15 protein-coding genes are annotated in these 16,291 nt (G+C 66.5%); 6 read left to right on the top strand and 9 right to left on the bottom strand.

Going from position 1 to position 16,291, the window contains the following annotated elements; translation table 11 throughout:
* Positions 1-38 precede the first annotated feature (38 nt).
* The 3 genes from ahpC to PHR85_RS04780 all read right to left on the bottom strand — a co-directional run bounded on the left by ahpC (position 39) and on the right by PHR85_RS04780 (position 1,983).
* The gene (gene ahpC / locus PHR85_RS04790) at positions 39-602 is read right to left on the bottom strand and encodes an alkyl hydroperoxide reductase subunit C (RefSeq protein ID WP_300051148.1); all 564 of its coding nucleotides are present in this window, start codon (positions 600-602) and stop codon (positions 39-41) included.
* 191 nt (positions 603-793) lie between these two features.
* Positions 794-1,858 carry an RNA-guided endonuclease TnpB family protein gene (locus PHR85_RS04785; RefSeq protein WP_300051146.1) on the bottom strand — a complete coding sequence of 355 codons (1,065 nt, stop codon included), beginning with the start codon at positions 1,856-1,858 and terminating at the stop codon, positions 794-796.
* Complete coding sequence (locus PHR85_RS04780; protein WP_300051143.1) at positions 1,855-1,983, bottom strand: ribbon-helix-helix protein, CopG family; 129 nt, start codon at positions 1,981-1,983, stop codon at positions 1,855-1,857. The genes PHR85_RS04785 and PHR85_RS04780 overlap by 4 nt, the downstream gene beginning before the upstream one ends.
* Positions 1,984-2,079: 96 nt before the next feature.
* Between PHR85_RS04780 and PHR85_RS04775 the strand changes: the two genes are divergently transcribed.
* From PHR85_RS04775 to PHR85_RS04760, 4 genes are all read left to right on the top strand, one after another.
* Entirely contained in the window at positions 2,080-2,925 is an 846-nt protein-coding gene (locus tag PHR85_RS04775) for an energy transducer TonB (RefSeq protein WP_300051141.1), read from the top strand.
* A 9-nt stretch (positions 2,926-2,934) separates the two neighbouring features.
* Entirely contained in the window at positions 2,935-3,648 is a 714-nt protein-coding gene (locus PHR85_RS04770; protein ID WP_300051139.1) for a MotA/TolQ/ExbB proton channel family protein, read from the top strand.
* A gap of 10 nt (positions 3,649-3,658) precedes the next feature.
* Positions 3,659-4,069 carry a biopolymer transporter ExbD gene (locus PHR85_RS04765; protein WP_300051136.1) on the top strand — a complete coding sequence of 137 codons (411 nt, stop codon included), beginning with the start codon at positions 3,659-3,661 and terminating at the stop codon, positions 4,067-4,069.
* A gap of 63 nt (positions 4,070-4,132) precedes the next feature.
* Positions 4,133-4,825 carry a Bax inhibitor-1 family protein gene (locus tag PHR85_RS04760; RefSeq protein ID WP_300051133.1) on the top strand — a complete coding sequence of 231 codons (693 nt, stop codon included), beginning with the start codon at positions 4,133-4,135 and terminating at the stop codon, positions 4,823-4,825.
* A gap of 140 nt (positions 4,826-4,965) precedes the next feature.
* On the opposite strand, the gene rlmD is transcribed toward PHR85_RS04760, so the two are convergent.
* Positions 4,966-6,438: a 23S rRNA (uracil(1939)-C(5))-methyltransferase RlmD gene (gene rlmD, locus PHR85_RS04755; protein ID WP_300051131.1), complete on the bottom strand. Its 1,473-nt coding sequence runs from the start codon at positions 6,436-6,438 to the stop codon at positions 4,966-4,968.
* Between the two features lie 139 nt (positions 6,439-6,577).
* Between rlmD and PHR85_RS04750 the strand changes: the two genes are divergently transcribed.
* The gene (locus PHR85_RS04750; protein ID WP_300051129.1) at positions 6,578-7,780 is read left to right on the top strand and encodes an RNA-guided endonuclease TnpB family protein; all 1,203 of its coding nucleotides are present in this window, start codon (positions 6,578-6,580) and stop codon (positions 7,778-7,780) included.
* Positions 7,781-7,809: 29 nt separating this feature from the next.
* Here PHR85_RS04750 and PHR85_RS04745 read toward each other — a convergent pair whose 3' ends face one another.
* The 5 genes from PHR85_RS04745 to PHR85_RS04725 all read right to left on the bottom strand — a co-directional run bounded on the left by PHR85_RS04745 (position 7,810) and on the right by PHR85_RS04725 (position 15,491).
* Entirely contained in the window at positions 7,810-8,667 is an 858-nt protein-coding gene (locus PHR85_RS04745) for a peptidoglycan DD-metalloendopeptidase family protein (protein ID WP_300051206.1), read from the bottom strand.
* Positions 8,668-8,760: 93 nt separating this feature from the next.
* Positions 8,761-9,603, bottom strand: a complete 843-nt coding sequence (locus PHR85_RS04740) for a protein-L-isoaspartate(D-aspartate) O-methyltransferase (protein WP_300051126.1) — start codon at positions 9,601-9,603, stop codon at positions 8,761-8,763.
* Entirely contained in the window at positions 9,600-10,433 is an 834-nt protein-coding gene (surE, locus tag PHR85_RS04735) for a 5'/3'-nucleotidase SurE (RefSeq protein ID WP_300051123.1), read from the bottom strand. The genes PHR85_RS04740 and surE overlap by 4 nt, the downstream gene beginning before the upstream one ends.
* A gap of 94 nt (positions 10,434-10,527) precedes the next feature.
* Entirely contained in the window at positions 10,528-13,119 is a 2,592-nt protein-coding gene (locus PHR85_RS04730) for a cache domain-containing protein (RefSeq protein WP_300051120.1), read from the bottom strand.
* Between the two features lie 137 nt (positions 13,120-13,256).
* Positions 13,257-15,491, bottom strand: a complete 2,235-nt coding sequence (locus PHR85_RS04725; protein ID WP_300051118.1) for an NADP-dependent isocitrate dehydrogenase — start codon at positions 15,489-15,491, stop codon at positions 13,257-13,259.
* Between the two features lie 197 nt (positions 15,492-15,688).
* On the opposite strand from PHR85_RS04725, the gene PHR85_RS04720 reads away from it, so the two are divergent.
* Positions 15,689-16,228 carry a DUF192 domain-containing protein gene (locus tag PHR85_RS04720; protein WP_300051115.1) on the top strand — a complete coding sequence of 180 codons (540 nt, stop codon included), beginning with the start codon at positions 15,689-15,691 and terminating at the stop codon, positions 16,226-16,228.
* Positions 16,229-16,291: the final 63 nt, after the last annotated feature.

Raw genomic sequence — 16,291 nt, 5'->3', positions numbered from 1 at the left:
GGCGCCACCAGGGCGCCGGGCCGTCAGGAAATGATGGCTTAGATCTTGCCGACCAGGTCGAGCGACGGGGTCAGGGTGGCGGCGCCTTCCTGCCACTTGGCCGGGCAGACCTGGCCGGGGTGGGCGGCGGTGAACTGGGCCGCCTTGAGCTTGCGCAGGGTTTCGCCGACGTCACGGGCGATTTCGTTCGAATGCACTTCCATCGTCTTGATCTTGCCTTCGGGGTTGATCACGAAGGTGCCGCGCAGGGCCAGGCCTTCTTCGGGGATGTGCACGCCGAAGGCATTGGTCAGGGCGTGGGTCGGGTCGCCCACCAGCGGGAACTGGGCCTTGCCGACGGCCGGCGAGGTTTCGTGCCAGACCTTGTGCGAGAAATGGGTGTCGGTGGTGACGATGTAGACCTCGGCGCCGACCTTCTGGAACTCGGCGTAGTTGTTGGCCGCGTCCTCGATCTCGGTCGGGCAGTTGAAGGTGAAGGCCGCCGGCATGAAGATCACGACCGACCACTTGCCGTGGAAGGACTGCTCGGTGACGTCAACGAACTGGCCATTGTGGAAAGCCTGGGTCTTGAACGGCTGGACTTGGGTGTTGATCAGGGACATCGTGAATCCTTTGGTTGTCAGAGGTTGAACTGTGTCTTGGCGACGGAGTGAATCATAGCTCGAAACTATGAGACCCAGCGATTGATAGATACAATCATGGCGATAGCCAACGCCACGCACGCGAGTCCAGGCTTGGCTCGCTGACAGCGCGACCGGCAATGAAAGACTGAGCTTTTGACATCCTCCCCTGCCTAAAGACAGGGGATTCCCTCTGCAGGCGCTCGATGCCCCGAGCGGGCGCTTGACTTGTTCAGGATATTTTTCGCGGCATTCACATCACGATCATGCTCACAGCCACATGCCGAACAGGTCCAGCGCCTTATTCCAAGGTCTGCGATACCTTTCGGCCTCGAATCGGGCAGAGCGCCACAGTTCGAGCAGACTTGGGAAGAAAACGCTTCATTCACTTCTTCGTACCACGCGCCATTCGCAACCGACTTGTACGCGAGCATCTGCTTGAAGGAATGCCAGGAGGCGTCATGGACGCTTTTGGCCATCCTGGTCTTGGCCAGTTTGCTGCTGCTGACGTTGCCCACAGCGATGTAGTCGAAGCGGCGCACGATATCCGTGCTGGCCTTGTGCAGGAAATCCATCCGGCAGTTGGCTATTTTGGCGTGAATGTTCGTCGCTTGCCGCTTCTTGCGCGCCCGCTGGGCCTTGGCGAGCTTGGTCTGCAGCTCCCGGAAGAAGCGCGGGTGCTCGATCTTCTCCCCCGTGGACAGCGTGGCCAGATCCTTCAGGCCGAGGTCGATGCCGACGCCGCGCTCGGGCGTGCGAACCGGTACATCGGCCGCTTCCACCACGATGTTGAGGAACCAGTTGCCGCGCCGATCCTGCGAGAAGCAGGTGCCGTCCTTGATCTTGCCCTCGGGCAGCGGGCGACTGTTGAACACGCGGAAGGTGTTGCCTGCAAACCGGAAGGCATCGCCCTCGCGCTTCAAGTCCCGACCCTTGAGCGGCACCCAGCCCAGCGTGCGCCGGCCGCGATAGCGCAGGTACGGACGGTTGAACTGCTGGCGCGACTTGGCGTACTGCTCACAGACCGCATTCACAGCGCCCGAGTGCAGCCCGAGTTCCTTGCTGCTGCCACTGGTCAGCTTGTTCAGGTCAAAGCCCGTGGGCCAAGGCTTGCGCCACTTGAGCGCGTGCCCCTGCGTGTCGTTGCAGAAGTTCCAGACGTGGTTCACCGCGCGCGCCTGCTGGTTGAGCAGTCCGTTGAGGGACTTGACGCAGTAGCGGTAAACCTGGGTGGTCATTGGCGCTTGAGGTACTCGTCGATGGCGCGGCGGACCAGTTCGGCCACGGACAGCCCGGTCTTGTCGGACAGGGCGCGAAGAGCCAGCAGATCTGGCTCTGGCAAGAAAAGATGTGTGCGCTTCATGCACATACTATATCGACAATCTCAACCCCATGTGCAGCCTGTCGGCTGCGCTCCTTTCCTCCTCCCCCTGTAGGGGGAGGTTTCACGGAGCTACTGATGATCAGCCTGCTCATGTTGCCCGCCAGCCCCCACTTCGTCAAGACCGGTCCGGCTGCGGCGTTGGGCAGCAAGCGCGCCAGGCGCAACCAACTGACGACACTGGCTGTGCTGTCGGTGCATGCCCTGCTGCTGGGCCTGCTTTGGAACGGCCAGCCTGCGCGCACCCCGTTGCCGGCACCACGCCCTGCTCTGATCGAAGTCAGCGTGCTGGCGCCAGCCACGGTGGCAGCGGCTGCCGTGCTGCCTGCAGGCCGCAACACTAGGCCAGTGCCAGCGGCTGACCGGGCCTCACACCCGGCTCCTGCCATGGCCACCGCTCGGACCTCCTCCCAGCCGCAGCCAGCCAGCGCCAGCCCGGATGTGACGCCTGCTCTTGCTGCCGCACCCTCTCAACCAGCCGCCGCCAGCCTGGACGCGGCAAGTAAGGCCAACACCGTGGCTGCGTCCCCATCGACAGCGCAGCAGGCCGCAGCAGCAACCCTGCACAGGCCAACAGATCAGGAGTCCGGCCATGGACAGAGAACCGCCGTTGGACAGGCGCCAGCCTCCGCTGCGACCCGAATCGAGCGGCCCGATTCAAGCGCTGACTACCTCGACAATCCGAGGCCAGCCTACCCCCCGATGAGCCGCCGCCTGGGCGAGCAAGGCCAGGTGATGCTGCGGGTCTGGGTCGAGGCCGACGGCCGGCCGGCCAAGGTCGAGATCGGGCGCGGCAGCGGCTTCGACCGGCTCGATCGCGCCGCGCTGCAGGCGGTGCAGCGCTGGCGCTTCGTGCCGGGCAAGCGCGCGGGCTTGCCCGAAGCCATGTGGACCGAGGTGCCGTTACAGTTCGTGCTGGAGTAGAAACACCATATGGAAAGCAAATTCGGATTGGCCCATGTCTGGCAACAGGGCGACTGGGTCACGCTGGCGGTCGCGCTCGCGCTGCTGGCCATGTCGATCGCGAGCTGGATCGTGATCATCGTCAAGCTGCTCGACCTCAGGCGGCTGCGCGCGCGGACGGCGCGCTGCCAGGAATTCTGGCGCGGCCAGGACTTCCAGGACGGGCTGGCAAGACTCGGCGACGATGCGGACAACCCGTTCCGGCTGCTGGCACAGGCCGGCCGCGATGCCACCAGTCATCTGCTGCATCTGGCCGGCGAGTCACCGGCGCCGCTGCGTGACAGCGTCGACGTCAGCGAATGGATCACGCGCGCCCTGCGCAACACCATCGACGACTGCACGGCGCAGCTGCAGTCGCGCCTGTCGCTGCTGGCCACCATCGGGTCGACCGCGCCGTTCGTGGGCCTGTTCGGCACCGTCTGGGGCATCTACCACGCGCTGATGGCGCTGGGCCAAGGCGGATCGGCCAGCATCGAACAGGTCGCCGGCCCGATCGGCGAGGCGCTGATCATGACCGCGCTCGGGCTGGCGGTCGCCATCCCGGCCGTGCTGGGCCACAACGCGCTGGTGCGCGGCAACAAGCGCGTGCTGCACCGGCTCAACCGCTTCGCGCACGACCTGCACGCCTACTTCGTGACCGGCGCGCGCGTCGAGGCCGGCCGCCATCCCGCCGTCCGCAACTGAGGAGACTGCAATGGCTTTCGGCCAATTCGACGACCAGGACGACGACCAGCTGCTCGGCGAGATCAACATGGTCCCGCTGATCGACGTGATGCTCGTGCTGCTGATCGTCTTCATCGTCACGCTCCCGGTGATCAACCATGCGGTCAAGGTGGACCTGCCCAAGGCAGCGGCGTCTCCAAGTCAACGGCAGGCCGTCACGATCGACCTCACGGTCGATGCGCAGGGGCAATACCACTGGAACCGCGAGCCGGTCAGCGACGAGGCGTTGCGCGAGCGACTGACCGCCGCCGCGCTGCGGCAGCCGCAGCCCGAGCTGCATATACGGGGCGACAAGGCGGTGCCCTATGAGCGCGTCGCGCAGCTGCTGGCGGCGGCACAGCGCGCGGGCCTCACCAAGCTCGGCTTTGTCACCGAGCCCTGACGCCCGCTGGCGACCTGCCCTAGAATGAGTGGCAACCTCATTTTCAAGGAACCATCACCCACCATGAACCGTTACCCCGACACCTTTGGCCGCTTCGGCGGCGCCGTCTCTGGCGCGCAGCGCAATCAGGTGCTGCGCAACACCTACTGGCTGCTCGCGCTGAGCCTGCTGCCGACCGTGCTGGGCGCCTGGATCGGCGTGGCGACCGGCATCACGGCGTACCTGGGCGGCGGTCTGGGCATGATCGTGTTCCTGGCCGGCGCCTTCGGCTTCATGTACGCGATCGAGAAGACCAAGCACAGCGGTGCCGGCGTGGCCGTGCTGCTGGGCTTCACCTTCTTCATGGGCCTGATGCTGTCGCGCATGATCGCCCATGTGCTGGGCTTTCGCAACGGCGGCGAGCTGATCATGACCGCCTTCGGCGGCACCGCCGGTGTGTTCCTGGTCATGGCCAGCCTGGCGAGCACGATCAAGCGTGACCTCGAAGGCCTGTCCAAGTGGCTGTTCGTCGGCGTGCTGGTGCTGCTGGTAGGCGGCATCGTCAACGTCTTCGTCGGCAGCAGCGCCTTGATGGCGGTGCTCAGCACGATGGCGATCGCCATCTTCAGCGCCTTCCTGCTGGTTGACCTCAAGCGCATCATCGACGGCGGCGAGACCAACTACATCACCGCCACGCTGGCGATCTACCTGAACCTGTTCAACATCTTCCAGAACCTGCTGGCGCTGCTGGGCATCTTCGGCGGCGAACGCGACTGATCCGGGTCTGCCGTCTGGCTAATGCCTGACGGTCCCCAGCAAAAAAGGCCTGGAAGCTTGCTCCAGGCCTTTTCCGTTTTCAGCTCAGCAGAAGCCTGCGCGTGACAGGCCCGGGCAATCGCCGATAAGCCCGAAGCGCTTCAGTCGGCGCGCTCGAACACCGCGATGCTCTCGACATGGGCGGTGTGCGGGAACATGTTGACCACGCCCGCCGCCGTGCAGCGGTAGCCGGCCTGATGCACCAGCAGGCCCGCGTCGCGCGCCAGCGTCGAGGGATTGCAGCTGACGTAGACGATGCGCTTGGGGAAGACCCAGCCTGCGGCCTGTTCGGCCTCGGGCGGCAAGGGCTCGGCCCCCTCGGCGCCGATGCGCGCCTGGTGGATGTCGGCCAGCGCCTTGGACAGCGCGAACGCGCCTTCGCGCGGCGGGTCGACCAGCCACTTGTCGGCGTGGCCGTCGGCCACCAGCATGGCGGGCGTCATCTCGAACAGGTTGCGCGCGACGAAACTTGTCGGCGCCAGGCCGCCGCGCCGGGCCTGGTTGCGCTCCAGGTTCTGGCGCGAGCGCGCCACCAGCGCCTCGCTGCCCTCGATGCCCAGCACCTCCTTGGCCTGGGTGGCCAGCGGCAGCGTGAAGTTGCCCAGGCCGCAGAACCAGTCGATGACCCGCTCATCCTGCTGGACTGCGAGCAGGCGCAGCGCGCGCGCGACCAGCACCCGGTTGATATGCGGGTTGACCTGGGTGAAGTCGGTCGGCTTGAACGGCATCTCGATGCCGAAATCGGGCAAGGCGTAGGCCAGCGGCACCGGCGCGGGCTCGGTGTCGAGCAGATGCACGGTGTCCGGCCCCTTGGGCTGCAGCCACCATTGGATCACCTGTCCATCCACGCCGTGGCGCAGCGCGAACTCTCTGAGCAGCAGCAGGTCGGACGCCGACAGCGGCTCCAGATGGCGCAGCACCAGCGCGGTAACCGCGTCGCCGCAGGCCAGCTCGATCTGCGGGCAGGTCTCGCGCGCCTCCATGCCGTGGATCAATGCGCGCAGCGGCAGCAGCCAGGCGCTGACATGGGGCGGCAACACATGGCACTCGCGCATGTCGGCGACGTAGCGGCTCTTGCGCTCGTGGAAGCCCACCAGCACCTCGCCCTTCTTGTGCACGTAGCGCACCGACAGGCGGGCGCGGTAGCGGTAGCCCCAGGCCGGACCGGCGATCGGGCGCAGCAGGCTCTCGGCCTTGACCTTGCCCAGGTGCCAGAGGTTGTCCTCCAGCACGCGCTGCTTGACCGCGACCTGGGCCGACGGCTCCAGGTGCTGCATCTTGCAGCCACCGCAGGCGCCCGCGTGCAGGCCGAAATGCGGACAGCGCGGCGCCACGCGCAGCGAGGACTCGCGGTGGATCTCGGTCAGCTGCGCCTGCTCCCACTGGTTCTTCTTGCGCGTGGTCTGGGCGCTGACGATCTCGGTCGGTAGCGCGCCATCGATGAAGACGACCTTGCCGTCGGGCTTGCGCGCGACGCCCTGGGCGTCGAGGTCCATCGAGGTGATTTCGAGCCAGCCCTCGGGCAGCGCGGGCTTGTCCGCCGGTTCGGCGGCTTGCAGGTTTTCTTGTTCCATCAGGGTTTCATTCAGTTACCGTAAAATCTGCTCAATTCTTCTCTTTCATGCTCATACCTGCTCACGCACTGTAGCGGCATGACGAGAAGAACCGCAGCCCGGTTCAAACCGTGCGGGTTCGTGCCAGAATTATGCCGCCATGCTGATCGCGCATCAGATCGCTCTCGATCCGAACAACGCACAGGCCACCTATCTGGCCCGCGCGGCGGGTGTGGCGCGCTTCGCCTACAACTGGGCGCTGGCCGAGTGGAAGCGCCAGTACGAGGCCTGCAAACTGGATCCGACGCTTTCCAAGCCCTCCCAGGCTGCCTTGCGCCGCCAGCTCAACTCCGTCAAGCGCGAGCAGTTTCCCTGGATGCTCGAAGTCACCAAGAACGCGCCGCAGATGGCGATCATCCAGCTGGGCCAGGCGTTCCAGAACTTCTTCGCCGGGCGTGCCAAGTATCCGCAGTTTCGCAAGAAAGGCCAGCACGACCGCTTCACGCTCAGCAACAACCAGTTCGGTCTCGACGGTTCACGCATCCGTATCCCCAACCTGGGCTGGGTACGGATGCGCGAGGCGTTGCGCTTCGCTGGCAAAGTCCTGTCAGCCACGGTTTCGCGCGTGGCGAATCGCTGGTTTGTCAGCCTTGCCGTCGATACCCAGGACGATTCACCTCTGCCCCAAGCCGAGAACCAAGGCGCGGTGGGTGTGGATCTGGGTGTCAAGGCGTTGGCGACGCTCTCGACGGGGGAAAGCATTCCTGGCCCCAAGCCGCACAAGGCGCTGCTGGACCGCTTGCGCCAGCTATCCAGGAGTCTGTCGCGCAAGCAGAAGGGATCAGCCAATAGAAAGAAGGCCAGGGCCAGGCTGGCGAAGTTGCATGCCCGTATCGCCAACATCCGCTCGGACGCGCTACATCAGCTCACGACGGACCTCACGCGCCGCTTCCACACCATCGGCATCGAGGACCTGAACGTCAAGGGCATGGTCAGGAACCGGCGCCTGTCCCGCTCGATTGCCGACATGGGATTCTTCGAGTTCCGGCGGCAGCTGGACTACAAGGCCGCGAGGCGTGGCGGGCAGGTGATCGTCGCCGATCGCTGGTATCCCAGCAGCAAGACCTGTTCGGGCTGCGGGCATAAGCTCGACGAACTGCCGCTGTCGGCGCGTGAGTGGACTTGCCCGCACTGTGGCGCCACCCACGACCGCGACGTGAACGCGGCAGTGAATCTCAAGAACATGGCGGTGAGTTCCACCGTGTCAGCCTGTGGAGAGGAAGGCTCTGGCCTTGGTCGCAAGACCAAGGCGAAACCGGCCTCGGCGAAGCAGGAAGTCAGCTTTGTTCATGTTTGCACATGAATGAGCAAGTCTGACGGAACGGATCAGTTTCAGCGGGAAGGCAGGTATTTGAGCGGATCGACCGGCTTGCCCTGGCGCCGCACCTCGAAGTGCAGCTTGACGCGGTCGGCGTCGCTGCTGCCCATCTCGGCGATCTTCTGGCCCTGGCGCACGTTCTGGTCTTCCTTGACCAGCAGGATCTGGTTGTGGGCGTAGGCGGTCAGGTAGGTGTTGTTGTGCTTGAGGATGATCAGGTTGCCGTAGCCGCGCAGGCCCGAGCCGGCGTAGACCACACGGCCGTCGGCGGCCGCCAGCACCGGATCGCCGGCCTTGCCGGCGATATCGACCCCCTTGTTGCGCGTCTCATCGAAGCGATCAAGCAAGGCGCCGCTGTTGGGCCAGGAGAAACCGAGCTCTTCGCCATTGGCGGGCGCGCTCGCGGCGGCAGACCTGGCAACAGGCTCCGCGCTGGCGGACTTGGCGGCGGGCTCGGTCCCCTTGCCGTTCAACGGGCGAGGCTTGACGCGCGCATCCGCGGCCGGCGCCACGGCCACCACGCCCGGAGCGGGAACGGCCGGCTCCTTGAGCGGTGGCACGACGCGCAACACCTGCCCCACCTCGATCAGATTGGGATTCTCCAGGGCATTCCAGCGCGCCAGGTCGCGTGGACTCTGACCACTGTCGAGACCGATGCGCGTGAGCGTATCGCCCGGGCGCACAATGTAGTAGCCCGGCTTGCCGGCATTTTCCTGGCCCGGCGGCAGGGACGCGGCCTGAGATACGGAAGAAGACGCGGAGCCGGAAGACCTGTCGGTCACGGGCGCGTGCTGGTCGAGACTGGTGGTGGTACAGGCCGCCAGCAGGGACAGGCCGGCCGCCAGCGCGAGTTGCAGCGGCCAGCGGGCCATCACGGCATGTTGCGGCGCCAGCGCGCCGCTATGCGGAACCATTCGCTCCATCGGAAAACCTCTGCTTGAAATGAGAAGCGCCCGACCGCATGGTCAGGCAACCCCGGATTTTAGGGGGACAAAGTGGACCGCTTCCAGCACGGTCCTGACAAAGCCCTGGGCGGTCCGGTCGACCACGACCAGGCTCTGCCGGCCCGGTGCCTGCGCAACGGGTGCGACCAATCGACCACCGAGGGCGAGCTGGTCCAGCCAGGCCTGCGGGATGAACTCGCCACTGGCCGCCGAGAGGATCGCGTCGTAGGCCGCGCCCCGGGGATAGCCCAGCATGCCGTCACCCAGTATCAGGTGCACATTGTGCAAGCGCAAGGGCCGCAGATTGTCGCGCGCCTTGTCGTGCAGGCCGCGCAAACGCTCCAGGCTGTAGACCTCGCGCACCAGTCGGGCCAGCAACGCGGACTGGTAACCGCAACCGGTTCCGATCTCGAGCACGCGGCCCGGCGGGCTGGCGCGACCCTCCAGCAACAACTCAAGCATGCGCCCGACGACGCTGGGCTTGGAGATGGTCTGACCCAGACCGATCGGCAAGCTGGTGTCCTCGTAAGCCTGGTTGACCAACGCGGAATCGACAAAACGGTGCCGTTCCACCGCCGCCAGCGCCTGCAGCACGGCCGGATGGGACAGGCCCTGCGCCGCCAGGCGGGTGACCATGGCCTGGCGCACGGCGCTGGAATCCAGCCCCAACCCGGTCGGCACCGATGCCGCCGCCGGGTAGCGTGCCGCCGTCGTCACGCCCGACGGGGCGGCCGGCACCGGCCGGGCTATCGGCCCTGGCGCACCGATGCCTTCCAGACGAACCGGGAAGGCCGGCCTGGGCCGGGTCGGGGCCGCCACAGAATCCGGCCTGTGGGGCTTGGGCTGCGCTGAGTGCGGGTTCATGCCGCGTCGCCCCGTGCCAGCGAGTCGAGGCGCGACAGCCGGGCCGCTGTCTGCGCCCAGTACGGCAGCAGAGCATGGTCGGTCAGGTCGATCTGCAACGGCGTGAGCGAGGCATAGCCCTCGCGGGTGGCGTGGAAGTCCGTTCCCTCGCTGGCATCCATCGCGGGGCCGGCCGCGCCGATCCAGTACATGGTTTCGCCGCGCGGGTTGAGCTGCTGGATCACGGGCTCGGCCGCATGGCGGCGGCCCAGGCGCGCCACCTTGAAACCCTTGATCTGCTCGCGCGGCAGGTTGGGAATGTTGACGTTGAGCAGCCAGGGCTTGAGTCCCTGGCCCGCTCCTGGCGCCGCGTCGGCCTGCGCCTGCCGGCTCAGCGCCGCGATGGACGGCTCCAGCGATTGCACCAGTTCGCGCGCGCGCTCGGCGGCCGCCTCCAGATGCGCCCAGGCCCGCTCGACCTGTGAAAAGGCGATCGCCGGCACGCCAAACAGATAGCCCTCCATGGCGGCGCCAACCGTGCCCGAGTAGATCGTGTCGTCCCCCATGTTGGCGCCGTTGTTGATGCCCGAGACCACCAGATCGGGCCGGTAGCCGAGCAGGCCGGTCAGCGCGATATGGACGCAGTCGGCCGGCGTGCCGTTGACATGGCGAAAGCCGTTGGGCGCGCGCTGCACATAGAGCGGGGTGTGCAGCGTCAGCGCATTGGATTTGGCGCTGTTGTTCTGCTCGGGCGCGACCACATCGACCTCGGCAAAGGAGGCCAGCACCTCGTACAAGGCGCTGATGCCAGCAGCCTGGTAACCATCGTCGTTACAAAGAAGAATTCTCATTGGCTGTCATTTTAGAGCCCGGGCGCGACTTTGCACGGATCAGCGGCACGGCTATTGCAATGGGGCGCGCCAGGCCACGGGCGTGGCGAGGCACTCAGGACTGTTCCAGCAGCGCCAGCGCCGCCGGAAAATCGTAGCTGCGCATGGCCTGCGCCAAGGCCCGGTGGCGTTCGCCCAGGGCCGCGCGCAGCAAGTCCTCCTGCTGCTCGAACAACTGCAGGCTGTCGACGTCGTCGTGGCGCAACAGGCTCAGCAGCCGCTCGCGCAAGGCCGACCAGGCGGGGTCATCGGGCACCCCCATGGGGGCCACCCCAGCGACCGGCTCGACAGCGGGTGCCGCTGGGGCCGCCGCGTGAGGCCAGCGATAAGCGGCGGCCTCCTCCCGGGCGGCGACCGGGTGGCTGGTCTGGCCCAGGCACGCCGTGAACCAGAAGGTCGAACCGCGACCGGGCTGGCTGTCGCAGCCAGCCTCGCCCCCCATCAGCTCGGCCAGCTGCTTGACCAGCACCAAACCCAGTCCGGCCCCGCCGTAGCGGCGCGTGCTCGAAGCATCGCCCTGCTCCAGGTGTTGGAACAGTCGCTGGCGTCTTGCCTCGTCGATGCCGATGCCGGTGTCGCTGACCTCGAAGCGCAGCCGCACGCGGTCGACGTCGCGCTGCAGCAGCCTGACCCGCAGGCCGACCGCGCCCTGCTCGGTGAACTTGATCGCGTTGGCCAGGTAATGGTGCAAGGCCTGGCTCAGCCGCTGCGGATCGCCGACCAGCTGGACCGGCACTCCGGCATCGACGGCCAGCGTGAAGCCCAGGTCCTTGGTGGCGGCCTCGCCGGCCAGCCGCTGCGCCAGCTGGTCGAGCAGCTCGCCCAGCACGAAATCCCCGCTCTGCAGCTCCAGCCGGCCGCTGTCGAGGCTGGCGTAATCCAGCATGTCGATGATGATGCCGTGCAACTGGCGACTGGCGAGCTGCACCTGGCGCAGGTAGTCCGTCTGCTGGGGCGACAGCGGCGTCTGCGCCGTCAGGTGCAGCATGCCCAGGATGGCGTTGAGCGGGGTGCGCAGCTCGTGACTGACGTTGGACAGGAAGTCGGACTTGGCGCGGTTGGCCGCCTCGGCGACATCGCGCGCCTGCGCCAGCACGACCTCGACACGCTGGCGTTCGCTGACGTCGGTGGTGACGCCGCACAGGGCGTAGATGCCCCCGCTGACGTCGCGCAGGGGCAGCTTGACGGTGGCCAGCGCCACGCTGCGCCCGCGCAGCTCGCCGACCCATTCGCTGGCGACGCGCTCGCCGCGCTCGAACACGCGGCGGTCGATCTGGCGCACCTGCCGGGCGCGCTCGGGGTCGAGCAGCTCGCGGTCCTCGCGTCCGACGATGGCCGACAGCGGCAAGCCCAGCTCCTCGCAGAGCTTGCGGTTGGCATAAAGGAAGCGGTAGTCCGGCCCCTTGATGAAGATCGAGGCATCGACGCTGTCGAGAATGGTATTGAGGCGATGCTCGCTTTCGCGCAGCGCCTGCTGCTGCTCCAGATTGCGGCGGTGGTAAGCCTGGAACAGCCGCCCCGACCAGCGCGAGAACAGCCATGATCCGCCCAGCGTCAGCAGGGCCGCGGCCAGCAGCACGCACAGCAGCCCCATGGCCTGCTCGCGCCCGAGCAACCGCTGCTGCCCGAGCTCCTGCTTGACCGGCGCCATCAGCTCGTCGTCGAGCATGGCGACGACCAGCACCCAGCCCCAGGGCTGGTAGGCCCGGACCAGCGCGGTCTTGTTCATGATCTGACGGGACTGGGGATCGCGCCAGCCGTAGTTCAGAAAGCCGCCTCCGTCTCGCGCCAGGCGGATGATGCGCTCGACCGATTCCGACTCCAGCTCGGGGAGCTCGCCCATCGGCTTGCCCTCGAGCTCGGGAGTGGAAGGGGTCAGGAGGGTCACCCCATCGAGCGTGGAAACCCCGACATGACCGGTGCGACCAAAGCGGGTGGCGCGCAGCCGGGACAGCGCCTCGCGGCGCTGGTAGCCCTCCCAGTGGTGCAGGTAGTCACCGACGCCGATCAGCCAATCGTAGGGCTCGAAATGGCGCACATAGGACAGCTTGTCCTTCATCTGCCGGGGGTCGTCGGAGGGATACCAGCGGTAGCGCGCCCAGCCCTCGCCGCGCGGCTGGCGCGCGGCTTCGATCAGGCTGCCCATGACGGGCTGACCCCAATCGTCCCGGTTTTGCCGGTTGGACTGGCCCTCCAGTTCCGGTTTGGGTGGCAGCAGCCGGATGTAGCCTTGCATGTCGTTGACGAACACATAGCCGCGCCCGTCGAAGAAACGGGCCGGACGCAAGGCCTCCAGGATCAGCTGCTTGACCTCGGACCGCGGCCGGCGGCCGGACTCGCGGGCGTGGATGCCCTCGGCCACGCCATGGGCGACATCAACCTGGTCGACCAGGCTGCGGCGCAGCGCCGCCTCGGTCTGCGAGCGCGTGAAGTCGATGGCGCCCCGCACGCTGTCCATTTCGCTGGTGAGTCGGGCCTGGATCTGCTGCTGCGACGCTTGCTCGATGTTATGCAGCGCCTCGCGATGGACGCGCCAGCCTTGCCAGGCGAACAGGCCCGCCAGCAGCAGGACCAGCAGCAGCACGATCACCAGGGTGCCGATCCGGTGGAGGCGCGGCAGGTTTTTTTCGTCGGGAACCAGTTTCATACGAGAATATCCCGAGCTTGCGCAAGAACGCCTCAAGCCGTGGCGAAAGTTTGATGGGCACGAAAAAACCGGCCGTCTGGCGACGCCGGTTTCTTGGCGGCCGGCGGCACCAGGACGCCGGCTCGGTCACGGACCGATCAGGCCTTGACCAGCTCCAGCGCGGCGTTGAAGGTCGCGCTCGGGCGCATCACGGCTTCGAGCTTGGCGGCGTCGGGCAGGTAGTAGCCGCCGATGTCGGCCGGCTGGCCCTGGACCCCGTTGAGCTCCTCGACGATCTTGGCTTCGTTGTCGGCCAGGGTCTGGGCCAGCGGCGCGAACTTGGCGGCGAGCTCGGCGTCCTCGGTCTGCGCGGCGAGTTCCTGCGCCCAGTACAGCGCCAGGTAGAACTGGCTGCCGCGGTTGTCGAGCTGGCCGGTCTTGGCCGACGGACCCTTGCTGTTGTCGAGCAGCTTGCCGGTGGCCGCGTCCAGCGTCCTGGCCAGCAGCTTGGCGCGGGCGTTGCCGGTCTTGATGCCGAGGTCTTCCAGCGAGACCGCCAGCGCCAGGAACTCGCCGAGCGAATCCCAGCGCAGGTGGTTTTCCTCGACCAGCTGCTGCACATGCTTGGGAGCGGAGCCGCCGGCGCCGGTCTCGTACATGCCGCCGCCGGCCATCAGCGGCACGATCGACAGCATCTTGGCGCTGGTGCCGAGTTCCATGATCGGGAACAGGTCGGTCAGGTAGTCGCGCAGGATGTTGCCGGTGGCGCTGATGGTGTCCTCGCCGCGGATCACGCGCTCCAGGGTGTAGCGCATCGCGCGCACCTGGCTCATGATCTGGATGTCCAGGCCGGTGGTGTCGTGCTCATGCAGGTACATCTTGACCTTGGTGATGAGCTGGGCCTCGTGCGGGCGGTAGGCGTCGAGCCAGAACACGACCGGCATGCCGGAGTTGCGCGCCCGGTTGACGGCCAGCTTGACCCAGTCGCGGATCGCGGCGTCCTTGACCTGGCACATGCGCCAGATGTCGCCGGCCTCGACGTTCTGGCTCATCAGCACTTCGCCGGTGTTCAGGTCGGTGATGTTGGCCACGCCGTCCTCGGGCACCTCGAAGGTCTTGTCGTGCGAGCCGTATTCCTCGGCCTGCTGCGCCATCAGGCCGACGTTGGGCACGGTGCCCATGGTCTTGGGGTCGAAGGCGCCGTGCCACTTGCAGAAGTTGATCATCTCCTGGTAGATGCGCGCGAAGGTCGACTCCGGCATCACGGCCTTGACGTCCTTCAGGCGACCGTCGGCGCCCCACATCTTGCCGCCGTTGCGGATCATCGCGGGCATCGAGGCGTCGACGATGATGTCGTTGGGCGAGTGGAAGTTGGTGATGCCCTTGGCCGAGTCGACCATCGCCAGCTCGGGGCGGTGCTCGTGGCAGGCGTGCAGGTCGCGCTTGATCTCGTCTTGCTGGCTCTGCGGCAGGGTGGCGATCTTGTTGTACAGATCGACCATGCCGTTGTTGACGTTGATGCCGAGTTCGTCGAACAGCTTGCCGTGCTTCTCGAACGCTTCGCGGTAGAAGATCTTGACGCAGTGGCCGAACACGATCGGGTGCGAGACCTTCATCATGGTGGCCTTGACGTGCAGCGAGAACATCACGCCGGTCTTGCGGGCGTCCTCGATTTCCTTTTCATAGAAGGCCAGCAGCGCCTTCTTGCTCATGAACATGCTGTCGATGATCTCGCGGTCGAGCAGCGAGACTTTTTCCTTCAGGACGATGGTCTTGCCGCTCTTGGTGATCAGCTCCATCTTGACGTCGCGCGCGCGGTCCAGCGTCATGGACTTCTCGCCATGGTAGAAGTCGCCAGCGTGCATGTGCGACACATGGGTACGCGAAGCCGGGCTCCAGTCGGCCATGCTGTGCGGGTGCTTGCGCGCGTATTCCTTCACGGCCCTGGGCGCGCGGCGGTCGGAGTTGCCTTCGCGCAGCACCGGGTTCACGGCCGAGCCCAGGCACTTGTTGTAGCGGGCACGGATGGCTTTTTCTTCCTCGGTCTTGGGCTGCTCCGGGAAGTCGGGCACCGCATGACCCTTGTCTTGCAGCTCCTTGATGGCGGCCTTGAGCTGAGCCACGGAAGCCGAGATGTTGGGCAGCTTGATGATGTTGACATCGGGCTGCAGCGTCTTCTTGCCCAGCTCGGCCAGGGTGTTGGGAACGCGCTGCGCTTCGGTCAGGAAGTCCGGGAATTCGCCCAGGATGCGGCTGGCCACGGAGATGTCTGCCTCGGCGACTTCGACGCCGGCGGGTTGTGCGAAGGCGCGGACGATCGGCAGCAGCGACGCCGTCGCCAGGCGCGGCGCCTCGTCGGTCAGCGTGTAGATGATCTTGGATTTGTCAGACATAGCGTCCTCTTAAGGGTGCGAGCTCAGGGGTGGAGCAGTGAAACGGCGTGCCGGACCGGTGGGCCAGGCCGCACAAGCGGCTTCGGGGGAAGTCAGCCTCAAATTCTAGCCACAAATCACATGGCGGAAAAGTCTTGCATCTTATAGAAGAGTGGCCGGCGACCGATTTCGCCGACGGCAGGTAAGATCACGGCACCATGAGCCAGCGCATCGTCTTCGAAACTCCCGCCATCACGCCCACCGGGGCGAATCGTCAACGGCTGCCGGACGCGGGTCTGGCGCGGCGCGGCCTGCTGGCCCTGACGCTGGCGCTCGGGCTGGGCGCGCAGCCGTTGGCGCGGGCGCAGACCCCGCAAAGCGGGCTGCCACACACCCAGATCCAGGCCGGCATGCACCTGATCGATGCCCAGGTCGCGGCCACGCCCCAGCAGCGCGGCATCGGCCTGATGTGGCGCCAGCAGATGCCGCTCAACGAGGGCATGCTGTTCGTCTTCGAGCAGCCGGCCGTGCAGTGCTTCTGGATGAAGAACACCCTGTTGCCGCTGACGGCGGCCTTCGTCGCCGACGACGGCAGGATCGTCAACCTGGCCGACATGCAGCCGCACAGCGAGGCCAACCACTGCTCGGCCCAGCCGGTGCGCTTCGTGCTGGAGATGCAGCAGGGCTGGTTCGCCAGGCGCGGCATCCTGGCCGGCTTCAAGCTCGGCGGCGCGCCGTTCCGGCCAAGCCAGCCCTGAAGGCGGCGCGGCCAGCCTCAAGCCGGCATCCAGCCGGCGACCCAAAAAAAACCCGCAGGCCGT

The organism is Malikia sp. (genome assembly GCF_028687635.1).
GTDB lineage: Bacteria > Pseudomonadota > Gammaproteobacteria > Burkholderiales > Burkholderiaceae_C > Malikia.
This window is presented reverse-complemented; position numbering and strand designations above follow the sequence as displayed.

Bases quoted from the DNA above. Each gene is read 5' to 3' on its own strand.
- PHR85_RS04730 (WP_300051120.1), bottom strand. From the start codon at position 13,119: ATGAAACTGGTTCCCGACGAAAAAAACCTGCCGCGCCTCCACCGGATC.
- PHR85_RS04745 (WP_300051206.1), bottom strand. From the start codon at position 8,667: ATGGCCCGCTGGCCGCTGCAACTCGCGCTGGCGGCCGGCCTGTCCCTG.
- PHR85_RS04740 (WP_300051126.1), bottom strand. From the start codon at position 9,603: ATGAACCCGCACTCAGCGCAGCCCAAGCCCCACAGGCCGGATTCTGTG.
- PHR85_RS04780 (WP_300051143.1), bottom strand. From the start codon at position 1,983: ATGAAGCGCACACATCTTTTCTTGCCAGAGCCAGATCTGCTGGCTCTT.
- PHR85_RS04765 (WP_300051136.1), top strand. From the start codon at position 3,659: ATGGCTTTCGGCCAATTCGACGACCAGGACGACGACCAGCTGCTCGGC.
- ahpC (WP_300051148.1), bottom strand. From the start codon at position 602: ATGTCCCTGATCAACACCCAAGTCCAGCCGTTCAAGACCCAGGCTTTC.
- rlmD (WP_300051131.1), bottom strand. From the start codon at position 6,438: ATGGAACAAGAAAACCTGCAAGCCGCCGAACCGGCGGACAAGCCCGCG.
- PHR85_RS04760 (WP_300051133.1), top strand. From the start codon at position 4,133: ATGAACCGTTACCCCGACACCTTTGGCCGCTTCGGCGGCGCCGTCTCT.
- surE (WP_300051123.1), bottom strand. From the start codon at position 10,433: ATGAGAATTCTTCTTTGTAACGACGATGGTTACCAGGCTGCTGGCATC.
- PHR85_RS04750 (WP_300051129.1), top strand. From the start codon at position 6,578: ATGCTGATCGCGCATCAGATCGCTCTCGATCCGAACAACGCACAGGCC.
- PHR85_RS04775 (WP_300051141.1), top strand. From the start codon at position 2,080: ATGATCAGCCTGCTCATGTTGCCCGCCAGCCCCCACTTCGTCAAGACC.
- PHR85_RS04720 (WP_300051115.1), top strand. From the start codon at position 15,689: ATGAGCCAGCGCATCGTCTTCGAAACTCCCGCCATCACGCCCACCGGG.
- PHR85_RS04770 (WP_300051139.1), top strand. From the start codon at position 2,935: ATGGAAAGCAAATTCGGATTGGCCCATGTCTGGCAACAGGGCGACTGG.
- PHR85_RS04785 (WP_300051146.1), bottom strand. From the start codon at position 1,858: ATGACCACCCAGGTTTACCGCTACTGCGTCAAGTCCCTCAACGGACTG.
- PHR85_RS04725 (WP_300051118.1), bottom strand. From the start codon at position 15,491: ATGTCTGACAAATCCAAGATCATCTACACGCTGACCGACGAGGCGCCG.